This window comes from Methanosphaera sp. (assembly GCF_022768985.1).
Classification (GTDB): domain Archaea; phylum Methanobacteriota; class Methanobacteria; order Methanobacteriales; family Methanobacteriaceae; genus Methanosphaera.
Genome location: NZ_JALEKL010000009.1, coordinates 309,248 through 322,175, shown reverse-complemented (window position 1 = coordinate 322,175; position 12,928 = coordinate 309,248). Strand labels below are relative to the sequence as shown.

Below are 12,928 nucleotides of genomic sequence, written 5' to 3'. Positions count from 1 at the left end.
AAAGAATAAGATTTAAATTAATTTAAATCAAATTCAACGTGTAAATAAAATATGTACCATGTACATTGTATAAAATTTTTATATTTAAAGCCTAATCTTATAGATTAATATAATTTATTTCTTGTTACTAATATGGTTGTAGTAATGAATAATTATAAAAATTATTTAGAAAGTATCTATTGGTTAAATACTTCGTCATAATCTCCATTGTCGATGTCTTTTTGAGTGTCACGTCCATCTTTACCTTCAACGTTAATACCCATACTTACGCATGTTCCAATCACTTCTTTTGTAGCGTGTTTGTAATCATTTGCAAGTAAGTCATCGTATTTCATTCTAGCAACTTTAAATGCTTGTTCAACTTTGAAATCAGCTGCTACTTCTGTACCTGGTTCGTGTGAACCGCTTTCGATTCCTAATTCATCAAGAATTAAAGCTGTTGTAGGTGGTGTTCCTATTGTTACCTCAAATTCTTTTGTATCAAGATCTGCAGTTATTTTTGCAGGCACTTTCATTCCAGCGAAATCAGCAGTTTTTTTGTTGATTTCTTCAACAACTTGCATCATATTAATACCTAATGGACCTATAGCCGGACCTAATGGTGGTCCTGGTGTGGCTTTTCCACCTTCCACTAGGATTTCAATAGTTTGACTAGCCACTATTCAGCCTCCCTTTGTATTAATCTGATTTGGTCACCCTTTACTGTAACAGGTATTGGAACTGCTGCTTCAATTAATTCCAATACAACGTCTTCTTTAGCTTCATCAAGTCTTACAACTTTAGCTTTTTCACCTTTAAATGGTCCTGAAGTCAATTCAACAACACTGCCTTTGTCAATGTTGATCATTGGAGGTTCAGGGTTAAGGTATGATTGAAGTTCGTCAAATGCTACGTCTCCTTCGACTAAACTTCTCAAGTTTGGTACTTTAAGTACAGGGTTTCTCATATCTAATGTTTTATCAGACTCAACAAAGATGTAACCTTGCATTTCTTCTGGAGCAAGAATTGCAGATATTCCTGTGTCTTCATGCTTAATACTTTGTGCAAGTAATGCTGCTACATTCTTTTCTTGTCCAATAAGAACTCTCATTGCATAAAACATATTTTTCACTTTTTATTTTATTGTAAAATTTAATTTATCTCATTGAAATTACTATTTTTAATTTCATTTAAAAAAAATATTATTAAAAAAAAATATTTTTATTGTTCTAAAGTTTATTTAAAGTTTTCATAAAACAACTATGAATAGAATAATAGTTGTGATACTATTGTAATTATGAATCCAACAACACCTATTGCAATAACTCCTATTCCTGTAACTTTTGCTACAGTTTTATATTCGCTATTATCAGGTTTTCTTGAAATTTTAAGTACTCTTTCGCATTGTTTTATAAAACTGCCTATTGATTCTTTGTTTATATTCATAATATTTACCTGCATTTAAAATTCAAAAATGAGAAAATTTAAAACCTAAGATAGGGATCATATATTAGATATATTTTTTACTATTAATAAAGCTTTGTGTTTATTTTCCTAAAATTATGAAAAAATCATAAAAATAAAAATAGTTTTTCAGTGGATTTTGAATAGTTTTAAAAAAAATTAAATTCTAGATAAAATTAATTATCTAGAATACATCATCTATAAAGCCTTCAAGGTCTGTGTCAGGTGTTGCTGCTTCTTCTCCACGTGATTTTTCTTTGTATGAATCATCAGATCCACTTGATGGGGAGTTTACTCCAGCAATAACAATTGTTGTTCTTACTGTACTTGCAAGATCGTCTTGTATCTGTGTACCCCAGATGATGTTTGCTTCAGGGTCAAGTTCATCTGCAACAATTTGTACAATTTTTTCAGCTTCATTTAATGTTAAATCACTGCTACCACTTATGTTAACAAGTGCACTTTTTGCATTGGAAATATCAAGATCGAGAAGTGGACTGTTAAGAGCTTCATTTACAGATTCAATAGCTCTATCACCAGTATCGGATTCACCCATACCAATCATAGCCATTCCACTGTCTTCCATTACACTTTTAATATCAGCAAAGTCTAAACTTACAAGTCCAGGTTTTGTAATTAACTCTGTGATACCTTTTACAGCACGTCCGAGAAGTTCATCTGATACCATAAATGCTTTGTTAATTGGTAAGCTTGGAGCAACTTCTAGTAATTTATCATTAGGAATTACAAGAACTGTATCTGCTGCTTCTTGAAGTTTTTCAAGACCACTTTCAGCATTTTCTCGTCTTTTTACTCCTTCTGCACTAAATGGCATTGTTACAACAGCAATAGTTAATGCACCTGCTTTTTGTGCAATTTTACTAATTACTGGTGCTGAACCTGTACCTGTTCCTCCACCAAGACCACATGTTACAAATACCATATCTGCTCCATCGATCTTTCTTTTAATTTGTTCTTCACTTTCTTCTGCACTTGCTTCTCCTACTGCAGGAATTCCACCAGCACCAAGACCAGCACAGGTTTCTTTTCCAATTAAGATTTTATCATTTGATTTACAGAAGAATAAATCTTGTGCATCTGTGTTTACAGAGATAGTTTCTGCACCTTCAATACCAATTTCACCTAAACGTGAAATAGTGTTATTTCCAGCTCCACCTGCTCCTATAACAAATATTTTTGCTCTACTTTGGTTTATAATATCCACAAGTTCTTGGTTAATATCATCTAAGTTTGAACTTGAACTAGGGACATTAGGTCTTTCTGTTGTAGTATTAGCTTTAGAATCTTTTAAGCTATCATTTATTAAAGATTTCACTTAACACCCTCACTATCATGTTTATAATTAATAACCATTATCTAGTCTTATTAATATTACTAATATTATATTTATTATTGAATTATTTAATATCTTACATTATTGAAAATCAAACAAACCAATTAAAGGGGTATTGTTATGATTTTACATCTTTTTTTCATTGTGTAATTAATATCATTTCTAAAAGATTTTCTAAAAATAACCATAGTATATAATTTAGTTATAAATAATACTATATTTGGCTTGGGAAATCTAATTAATTTAGGATATTAACTGAGTTATGTAATTTATACAATTTAATTTTGTATCAATAATTAAGATTTAAACATCCATATCCAATAATTAACGATATTAATTTTAAGATATACTTTCTTATTTTTTTAAATAAATAATAAATTTTATATTAATATTTATCTCTATCTAATAAAATATATAAATTTAGTTTAAATATAACTCTAAAATTCAAGAAGATATAATTTATTAATTAATGTAATTTTTATATTAATTTAAATACTATGTTAATATATAATTGTAAATACAAAAGAAAATAAAATAAACTAAAAAAAACTAATGATGGAAATGAAAAATTAGTTTTAATATTAATTAATATAATTAGGCTTAAAGAAAATATAACAAAAAAAATAAAATTAAAATGGTGAGGCTTTAGATAACATGAAAGCATTTGAATTTTTAGACAAAGTTGGAAAAGTTGATACAAACACAATGGTTCTAGATAAAGCAATGGGATATAAAACAGTAGAAGACATGCTTACAATTACAGCTGAATACTTTAATCTTGCAAAGTATGGATGGGGAACATCAATGCTTGTAGATGAAGATATTATAAAAGATAAAAATGAATTGTATCATTCATATGATATTAAAACATATCCTGGTGGAACACTCTTTGAACTTGCAAATCGTGAAGATAAAATAGATGAATACTTCCAACAACTTGATAAACTAGGATTTAATGCTGTTGAAATTTCAGATGGATCAACAGTTATTGATGCAGATAGACGTGCTGATGCAATAAGTAAAGCTAAAGAAGTTGGACTTTATACATTAACAGAAGTTGGAAAGAAAAATCCACAAAAAGATAAAGAATACTCAGAGGATATGAGAATTGAATTAATTAATACTGATATTCAAAATGGTGCTGATATGGTTATTGTTGAAGGACGTGAAAGTGGTAAAAATATTGGTATTTATGATGGTAGTGGAAATATTAAAGCTGATACTTTAACAAAATTATATGAAAATACTCCACGTGAAAAAATTATGTGGGAAGCTCCACAGAAAAATCAGCAAGTTGAATTAATTTTAACACTTGGAAATGATATTAACCTTGGAAATATTAATACAAACGATATTATTTCACTTGAAACATTAAGACGTGGACTTAGAGGAGATACACTCGGTAAAGTATAATATTTCTCCTCTTATTTTATTTTTTTTAGATAATCTTATTTTTAATTGAAACTTACACCTTAATTTATTGCTTTTTTTATGGATTTTTATGATTTAATTTATAATATATTATATTATCTGAAACATACCCTGAAATAATAAAATTATTTATAATACTAGATACATAAATAATATAATATTAACAACTAAATAAATTGCTACATGATAGAATATTTAGTTTGTATAAAAATTTAGGCGAGATTAGATAATGGCTAGAAAAAAAGTTGTATATAATTTTGATTATGATTCCAAGTTCTTAAATGAACATAATGTTAAAAAATTAGCATATGATCTAACTCATGATTCTGATAATAGTGAGAAAATATTAGATTGTTTATTCACAGCTGAAGTTACAGATGAACAGATAGCTGAAGCTACAGGTATTAAATTAAATTTAGTAAGAAAAATCTTATATAAATTTTATGATGTAGGGATGGCAAACTATACAAGGAAAAAAGATCCAGAAACACAATGGTTTACATACTACTGGAGATTTGATTCAAGAAAAGCAGCAAATATTCTAGAAACCCAGTATAACCATCATAATGAGGAAATTAAAGAATCTTTAGAATATGAAGAAAATAATATGTTCTTTGTATGTCCTAATGGATGCAGATATCCATTTGATGAGGCTGCAACATATCAATTCATATGTCCTAGATGTAATACAACATTAGAATACAAAGATAACACAGATATAATCAATGATCTTAAAAAACTTAAATCCTCATACACAATAAATGAAGAATAGATAATTCTTCAAACACTTTTTCCTCACCTCCCTTAAAAAATAAATTAAATAATTAATCTTTTTTATTTAGATGAAATATTTCATTAAATTTTAATTTTATAGTATAATAATAGTAAATAACTAAAAATAATTTAACAATTGTTAAGAAAATAATTTGGGAGAAATAATACAATGTCAGATATAGATAACTTAATTGAAGATGTATATGAAAAACTACAATGCACAAACTACATAATTGATCATTCAAAAGCAGTATATGAACGATCAAAATACATAACACAACACTATGATAACATAGATGAAGATCTAATAAAAGCAGGATGTATGCTACATGATGTAGGACGAACACTAACATCAGACATAAGACATGCATATCTAGGAGCAGACTTGCTACGTAACCTTGGAGTTGATGAGAAAATCTGTAAAATAACAGAAAGACACATAGGAGCAGGAGTATCAAAACAAGATGCAAAAGAAAACAACTTGCCTGATCGTAACTATATACCTGAAACATTTGAAGAAAAAGTAGTAGCACATGCAGACAACCTAGTACATGGAATAAAAGAAGTAGATCTAGACTTTGTAATAGAAAAATGGACAAATAAAGGCATGTCAAAAGATGCAATAGATCGCCTTATAAAACTACACAATGAATTAATAAGATGATTTAATATGACAACAATAATATATACAGGACTTTCAATATCACACAAACAGGCAAAAGAAATCCTACCCGATGCAATATACATGCCACCCATAAAACGAGGAGACATAGAAGAAATACTAGAAAAATACGATGATATTGACATAATAGGAATAATAGATGGAGTATTTCATCAAAGCCCTGCAGTAGCACATAAAGAAATACTAAAAGCACTAAAGAATGGAATAAAAGTAGTAGGTGGTGCAAGTATGGGAGCACTACGTGCATGTGAACTATATCCTTATGGAATGGAAGGTGTAGGTTCAATATTTAATGATTATAAAAATGAAGTGATAGACTCAGATGATGATGTAGCAGTAGCATTAGATCCTGAAAGCTATGAACAGTTATCTGAATCATACATTAACATACGATACAACCTAGAATTTGCATGTGATGATGAAATAATAACAACACAACAAAAACAACAAATACTAGATGCAGCAAAACAAACATACTACCCGAAAAGGTCATTTGAATATGTTATTGCAAAATCAAAAATTGATGGAGAAATTCAACAACAACTACTAGGATACATAAAAGATAAAAACTTTGATATAAAATATGAGGATGCAAAAAAGACAATAAACTATATCAAACAACTAAAAATGCAACAATAAAAAAAAATTAGTAGGAGTAGATGTAAAGTGATGATAGATGAAAAAATAGCAAAACTAGAGGATTTTCTAAAAGATAAACGATGCATACTAGCATTTAGTGGAGGATCAGACAGTAGTCTAATTGCATATATACTCTCAAAGGTAAGTCCTGAAAGTCTACTTGTAACAATTGACAATCATATGATGCCATCAGAATTTATAGACTATACAAGACAAAAAGCAAAAGAGTATAATCTAAAACATGAAGTAGTTGATGTAAACTTTCTTGAAGATCCAAAATTTATAGCAAATGACAAGAGTCGATGCTTTGAATGTAGAAAATTAATGTATTCAAAAATAAAACAAATACCACAATATAATGATTATGACTATCTTCTTGAAGGAACAAATATAACAGATCTATTTGAAGACAGACCAGGTGTTGTTGTAAATGACATCCACCAGATGGTAAGTCCACTAATTGAATGTGACATAACAAAAGATGATGTATTTGAAATAATAAATCACCTTGGTTTAACATATTCAACAAATACAACATGTCTTTCAACACGTATAAAAACAGATCAGGAAGTTTCACATGAAAAACTCACAAAAGTTGACGTGGCAGAAAAATATATGCACACACTCATAAATCAGGAAAATATACGACTTCGTATAGATGGTAATACTGCAACGATAGTAGTTGATGAACCACTTGAAATATTAGATAAAAACCTAATAGAAAAACTAACACATAAACTACAAGCTCTTGGATATGAAAAGATACAACTTGATATAACAGGATATAAAAAGACAAAAGTAGTACCACAAAATGATGGTCAAAACAATACATATCAACTACCATATGAAATAAATATGGATGAAACATATAAAAATATGAAAAAAAGTAGTGAAAATAGTATAAAATGTGAAAATTACATAAAATATAATGACATCCTAATATATCAGAATGGAAAAATAATCATACCACAAAAATATGATTTTAGTAGTAAAATAAATAAGATAATTAAGTTATTAAAAAGAAAAAGTGTAGAATATATCTAATTAATATATTCTATTTAAATATTTAAACTCCCCTTTTTTTACTGAATCATTGAACGCATTAAATCTCCAGATCTAACAAGTCCAATAGGTTCACGTGACATGTTAATTACAGGAATTTGTTCTATATGATACTGTCTAAGTATACTTGCACATTCTTTTGCTGAAGTTTTACGTGTAACAGTTTGTAGTTTTTGATCTTTAATAACATCAACTACAAGTTTATCTGAAAACTTAAGTGTATTTTTAATAATATACATTACACTTTCACTGTTCCAAGTCCATTTATCTCCTTCTGTACCAATAGCACTACTACTTACTACTTGTTCTTGTGCAACTCTACTTTCACGTATAAAGTCTGTTTCTGTAAGAATACCTGAAACTTTACCTTCATCATTAAGTGTAACAACACATTTGAAGTTAAAATATCTGCTTATTGAATATGCAACAGATATAGGTGTTTTATCCCATATGGTTGGAACTTTATGAATCATGTATTTTTCAACAGGTTCAATATTGTCAACTTTCCATAATGCTTTATTAATAATATCTGTTGATGTTACAATACCTACAAGTTCATTATCTACTGTAATTGGAACTCTTCTAATATTATTGTTGATCATTTTCTGAACAACAGATGTTACATCCTCATCAGGTGATGCAGTAACAGGATTTCTTGTCATCACCATAGCAATTTGATCTTCATCAGGATTTTTAATAAGATCTGTTCTTGTTATTATCCCAACAACTTCATTTGTTTGTTTTTTAACAATTGGTAATCCAGATAATTTTGTGTCTTTTAGTATTTCATATATTCCATGAATTGTACCTGGCACTGATCCTGATTGAACATCCTCCATCATTATTTCTTTAATTTTCATGTCAATTACCTTCTTTAATTTTAATTGTTAATCAATGATTTTTAAGTAATATCTTTTGATTTAATATAATATTTAATTATCATTATTAATAAATACATTTAGTTTAATTGTTATAAATAAGGGTAATTTTCAAAAAATACTATGTATTTAATTTAGAAAAATATAGGTTTTTGTTTAATATAAAAAAAAGTAAAAAAAGGAAATATTTAAGTTTTCAAATATAAAACTTATTTTTTAGCTTCAATAACTGTTTTGTTCATGTAAGGTGTGAGAACTTCAGGAACTTTAACGCTTCCATCTTCTTGTTGATAATTTTCAAGAATACAACAGATTGTACGTTCTGTAGCAATAGCTGTACTGTTGAGTGTGTGAAGAATTTGAGCATCACCTGATCCTGCTTTTCCATATCTTGTATTGATTTTTCTTGCCTGGTAATCTTTACAATTTGTACATGATACAAGTTCACGGTATGTTTCAGATCCAGGGAACCATGCTTCAAGGTCGTATTTTATTGCTGCATTATCATTTAATGCTGATGATACAATTGCAACAACACGGTATGGAAGATTAAGTTTCTGGTAGATGTCTTCTGTTACTTCTAGAAGTTTTTTATGTTCTGCATCAGAGTTATCTGGTGTTGTATAGATGAATTGTTCAACTTTTTCAAATTGATGTACTCTGAAAATACCAAGTGTATCTTTTCCATGTGATCCTGCTTCTTTTCTGAAACATGTGGAAAGTGCACAGTATCTTAGTGGTAAATCTTCTGAATCTATAATTTCATTTCTGTGTAATGCTGCAAGTGTTTGTTCTGCTGTTGCAATAAGATATAAATCTTCATCTTCTATTTTATAGAGTGTTTCTTCAAATTCACCAAGTTCTGATGTTTCTGCTGCAACTTCACTTTTAATGAAAAATGGAGTTTGCATTGGAGTATATCCTTTTTTTGTTAGTTCATTTAATGCAAATTGAATAAGTGCAAGGTTAAGTGAGAGTATATCTTCTTTTAAGTAGTAAAATCTTGATCCTGAAACTTCAGATGCTGTTTCTAGATTTGCTCCATCAACTTTTTCAATAAGATCAACGTGATTTAATGCTTCAAAGTCAAATTGTGGAATTTCACCATATGTTTTTATAACTTCATTGTCATCTTCTGTATCAGATACTGGTACTTGGTCATCTATAATATTTCCTACTTTGTATCTGTATTCATCACGGATTTTTTCATATTCTGCAATTTTTGGTTCAAGATTTTTAATTTCTTCTGCTACTTCTTTAGATTTTGATATTACTTCTTCAATATTTCCATCTTTTTTTGCTTGTTTGAATGATTTTGATAGTTTATTTTTTTCTGATCTTAGATTGTTTAATCTTTGAAGACCTTCTCTCCATAAATTATCATATTCTATTGTTTTTTCAACATTTGTGGTTTCTCTGAATCTTTTCTTTTCAGATTCAATGATCTTTTCTGGATTTTCTCTGAATAATTTTATATCTAACAAAACTCATATCTCCTTTCTTTTATCTTTTCTAGTTGTTTTTTTGTGTTTCTATTTCTTTTAATCTAGGAAGCTGATTTTTCTTTATCTTCACTTTCAAAGTCAGCATCTAGTTCTTCAAAATCATCATCTAATGCTTCGAAGTCATCGTCTTCATCTACACTTTCAAGTTCATTATCTGCATAAACATCAGTTTGTGCAATTTTATCAAATAATCTTGATGGGTAGTTTAATATTTTACCAATTATAATATCAACAATAAGTGGTACCCAACAGATTTTTGTAATATTTCTGATGAATGCTTTTTTGTAGCTCATGTATCCTTCAGCATCTGATACATATAAGTGAAGCATTTTCTTTCCTATTGTTTTGTTTGTTTTTGCTTCAAAGATTGTAAAGTATGCCATTGTTACAACAACAAGTACAACCATATTATATAAGTTAAGAACTGGTATGTGTAACAAGACAAATAACATAAATAGAATGTTATTAAGTAACGCTGTAAGAAGAGTTACTATAATACCATCAACTATCAATGCTTCTGTTCTTAAAATAAAATGTTCCATAACTACCACTTAACATACTCTAGGTACAGGATCTGCTATTGGAGGTTCTATTAATCTTTCTCCACCAATAAGAGTTTCCATAATTACACGGTTTGTATCTGTAACTTCACCGATAATTTGTGCATTTTTACCATACTTAGTTTTTCTTATTGCTTCAAGCATATCTTCTGCATTTTCAGCTTCTACACCCATTACAATTTTTCCTTCATTTGCAACTTCAAATGGGTCAATTCCAAGCATGTCTGATACAGCTTCAACTTCAGGTCTTACTGGTATATTTTCTTCATATAATCTCATACCTACACCTGATTTATTTGCCATTTCATTTAATGCATTTGCTATTCCACCACGTGTTGGATCTTTCATTGCTGTAATTTTTCCAACTTTTTGTGCTGCTTCAACCATTGACCATACAGGTGCTACATCTGATTGTAGTTCTGTATCATATCCAAATCCTTCACGTTTGGACATAATAGCCATTCCATGATCTCCAACTGTTCCTGTTACAATTACTTTATCTCCAACATTTAAGGTACAGTCACGTACTACGTTTTCTTTTTTACCTATACCTATTCCTGCTGTTGTTATAATCATTGAGTCAAGTTTGTCACTGTCAATAACTTTTGTATCTCCTGTAACAATTGCAGCTCCTACTTCTTGGCATGCTTCATCCATTGATTTCATGATTTTATCAAGATCTTCTCTTGAAAATCCTTCACTTATAACCATTGAATTGCTTAATGAAACTGGTTTTACTCCCATAACTGATATATCATTTAAGGTTCCTGCTGCAGATATTCTTCCTATATCTCCACCTGGGAAAAATAATGGTTGTATTGTATGACTGTCAATAGTTGTTACAACTACATTTTCATCATCAATTGGTATTGTTGCACTGTCATCTAATGATTCAAGTCCTATTCCACCATTTACACTTTTTTTAGTAACATTTGATAGAACAATTTCTGAAATCATCTGTTGCATTACTTCTCCACCAGCACCATGAACCATGTTAATTTTATCATCATTATATGCCATTATATATTGCTCCTATATACTTTTGTTTTTTACAAAAAAAATTAAAATCCTTTAGTAATAAAAATTTTTTTAGTTTTTTTATTTATTTATAATATATATTTATCAATTAATTATTTAATAAAATTTTACACTATAAAAAATAGGTTTTTATGAAAAAAGTAAGATGAATATATTAATTTTTTTGGGTTGTGAAATTTATTCGATAAAATATAAATATAATATTAATTATATATTATAATATTATTGTAAAAATTAGTATAATATAATATTTACTCTTTTATTTATTTTATGAAAAATAAAATTTATATTATACAATAAACTTAGTTTACTACAAATTTTGGTAGATTAAACTAATTACAAATACTTTATATTATATCACAAATTACCTATAATGGGTAATTATTTACGGATTTATCTAAAGATTTTAATTCTTTAGTATAAAATTTAATTTAATTAAAAAAACTAAGGTGAAAAAATGGCAATATGGCAAGGAAGCTCCCTAAGAAAACCATCTGGAGCAAGATCAATAAGAAACAAAAACAAAAGAAACGCTGAATTCGGAAGAACACCAGCAGAAACAAGAATTGGTGAAGAAGTTAAAAAAGAAATTGTAGCAAGAGGAAACTGCTCAAAAACAAGAGCAACAGTTGCTAACAGAATCAACGTTGTAGATCCTAAAGACAACTCAACAAAAAATGTTGAAATTATCACAGTTCTTGAAAACTCAGCAAACAGCCACTTTGTAAGAAGAAACATCATTACAAAAGGTGCAATTGTTGAAACAGAAATTGGTAATGCAAGAATCACATCCAGACCAGGACAAAACGGAATTGTAAACGGTGTATTAATCGAATGAGCATTCCACCAATAATTGAAGAAAAGATTGAGGAGCTACTAAGCTCCATAAATCAAAATCTTCCCTCAGACATGGAACTTGAACTTGAAGGTTACTATGATAGAGGATTCTTCGTAACAAAAAAAAGATATGCAGTCATATCTGATGGTGAAATAACAGTTAAAGGTCTTGAACTTGTTAGACGAGACTGGGCAAACGTTGCAAAACAGACACAACACGATGTACTTGAAGCAATACTAAAGGATGCATCACCTAAAAAGGCTAAAAAGATAGTAAATAATGTTATTACACGTCTTAATAAGGGTGAAGTTCCACTTGATGATCTAGTTATTCATACAAAACTAACAAAGAAACCTGAAAACTACAAACAAATAGCACCACATGTAATTGCTGCAAGAAAACTAATAGACCATGGAATTAATGTAAAAAGTGGTACTATTATAAGCTATGTTATAACAAAAGCTAAAGGATCAATAAGTCAAAAAGCAGAACCAGTTGAACTTATTGGAGATAAATTCTCATATGATGCTGAATACTACATACAAAATCAGGTATTGCCAGCAACATTAAGAATTCTTGAAGCAATTGGATATAGTGAAGAACAAGTCATGAACAATGAAAAACAAACAAGTCTTGACAGTTTCTTTTAGATAAAAATCATCACCCAAATATATAAAACTAAATTTTAAACTTTTTTATTTTTATTTTAAATATCAAAAAACTT

Annotated in this window: 15 protein-coding genes; 7 read left to right on the top strand and 8 right to left on the bottom strand. The window is 28.7% G+C overall.

The annotated features are described in order from the left end of the window. Positions 1 to 176: 176 nt before the first annotated feature. From MRZ80_RS04875 to ftsZ, 4 genes are all read right to left on the bottom strand, one after another. Positions 177 to 659 (bottom strand): 50S ribosomal protein L11, encoded by a 483-nt coding sequence (locus tag MRZ80_RS04875; RefSeq protein ID WP_292536734.1) that lies wholly within the window; start codon positions 657 to 659, stop codon positions 177 to 179. Continuing rightward, positions 659 to 1,102, bottom strand: coding sequence for a transcription elongation factor Spt5 (locus MRZ80_RS04870; protein ID WP_292536732.1), 444 nt, complete (start codon positions 1,100 to 1,102; stop codon positions 659 to 661). The genes MRZ80_RS04875 and MRZ80_RS04870 overlap by 1 nt, the downstream gene beginning before the upstream one ends. Positions 1,103 to 1,239: 137 nt before the next feature. Further along, positions 1,240 to 1,425: a protein translocase SEC61 complex subunit gamma gene (locus MRZ80_RS04865; RefSeq protein ID WP_292536731.1), complete on the bottom strand. Its 186-nt coding sequence runs from the start codon at positions 1,423 to 1,425 to the stop codon at positions 1,240 to 1,242. A gap of 202 nt (positions 1,426 to 1,627) precedes the next feature. Continuing rightward, positions 1,628 to 2,779: a cell division protein FtsZ gene (ftsZ, locus tag MRZ80_RS04860; RefSeq protein ID WP_292536729.1), complete on the bottom strand. Its 1,152-nt coding sequence runs from the start codon at positions 2,777 to 2,779 to the stop codon at positions 1,628 to 1,630. 672 nt (positions 2,780 to 3,451) lie between these two features. Here ftsZ and comA point away from each other — a divergent pair. From comA to larE, 5 genes are all read left to right on the top strand, one after another. Next, the gene (comA, locus tag MRZ80_RS04855) at positions 3,452 to 4,210 is read left to right on the top strand and encodes a phosphosulfolactate synthase (protein ID WP_292536726.1); all 759 of its coding nucleotides are present in this window, start codon (positions 3,452 to 3,454) and stop codon (positions 4,208 to 4,210) included. A gap of 247 nt (positions 4,211 to 4,457) precedes the next feature. Then, on the top strand, positions 4,458 to 5,000 hold the full coding sequence (tfe, locus tag MRZ80_RS04850; protein WP_292536724.1) for a transcription factor E: 543 nt from the start codon (positions 4,458 to 4,460) through the stop codon (positions 4,998 to 5,000). Positions 5,001 to 5,171: 171 nt separating this feature from the next. Beyond that, positions 5,172 to 5,666 (top strand): HD domain-containing protein, encoded by a 495-nt coding sequence (locus MRZ80_RS04845; protein ID WP_292536722.1) that lies wholly within the window; start codon positions 5,172 to 5,174, stop codon positions 5,664 to 5,666. A gap of 6 nt (positions 5,667 to 5,672) precedes the next feature. After that, positions 5,673 to 6,323, top strand: a complete 651-nt coding sequence (locus MRZ80_RS04840) for a TfuA-related McrA-glycine thioamidation protein (protein WP_292536720.1) — start codon at positions 5,673 to 5,675, stop codon at positions 6,321 to 6,323. 30 nt (positions 6,324 to 6,353) lie between these two features. Further along, positions 6,354 to 7,367 carry an ATP-dependent sacrificial sulfur transferase LarE gene (gene larE / locus MRZ80_RS04835; RefSeq protein WP_292536718.1) on the top strand — a complete coding sequence of 338 codons (1,014 nt, stop codon included), beginning with the start codon at positions 6,354 to 6,356 and terminating at the stop codon, positions 7,365 to 7,367. Positions 7,368 to 7,405: 38 nt separating this feature from the next. On the opposite strand, the gene MRZ80_RS04830 is transcribed toward larE, so the two are convergent. From MRZ80_RS04830 to hypE, 4 genes are all read right to left on the bottom strand, one after another. Then, the gene (locus MRZ80_RS04830) at positions 7,406 to 8,245 is read right to left on the bottom strand and encodes a CBS domain-containing protein (RefSeq protein ID WP_292536716.1); all 840 of its coding nucleotides are present in this window, start codon (positions 8,243 to 8,245) and stop codon (positions 7,406 to 7,408) included. 227 nt (positions 8,246 to 8,472) lie between these two features. Next, on the bottom strand, positions 8,473 to 9,747 hold the full coding sequence (gene serS / locus MRZ80_RS04825; protein WP_292536714.1) for a serine--tRNA ligase: 1,275 nt from the start codon (positions 9,745 to 9,747) through the stop codon (positions 8,473 to 8,475). 62 nt (positions 9,748 to 9,809) lie between these two features. Further along, positions 9,810 to 10,310, bottom strand: coding sequence for an RDD family protein (locus MRZ80_RS04820; RefSeq protein WP_292536712.1), 501 nt, complete (start codon positions 10,308 to 10,310; stop codon positions 9,810 to 9,812). A gap of 9 nt (positions 10,311 to 10,319) precedes the next feature. Beyond that, a complete protein-coding gene (gene hypE / locus MRZ80_RS04815; protein WP_292536710.1) occupies positions 10,320 to 11,348 on the bottom strand; it encodes a hydrogenase expression/formation protein HypE in 1,029 nt (342 codons plus the stop codon). Positions 11,349 to 11,823: 475 nt separating this feature from the next. On the opposite strand from hypE, the gene MRZ80_RS04810 reads away from it, so the two are divergent. Together MRZ80_RS04810 and MRZ80_RS04805 are read left to right on the top strand one after the other, a co-directional pair. Next, on the top strand, positions 11,824 to 12,204 hold the full coding sequence (locus MRZ80_RS04810) for a 30S ribosomal protein S8e (protein ID WP_292536709.1): 381 nt from the start codon (positions 11,824 to 11,826) through the stop codon (positions 12,202 to 12,204). Next, positions 12,201 to 12,854, top strand: coding sequence for a DNA polymerase domain-containing protein (locus tag MRZ80_RS04805; RefSeq protein WP_292536708.1), 654 nt, complete (start codon positions 12,201 to 12,203; stop codon positions 12,852 to 12,854). Before MRZ80_RS04810 ends, MRZ80_RS04805 begins: the two co-directional genes overlap by 4 nt. Positions 12,855 to 12,928: the final 74 nt, after the last annotated feature.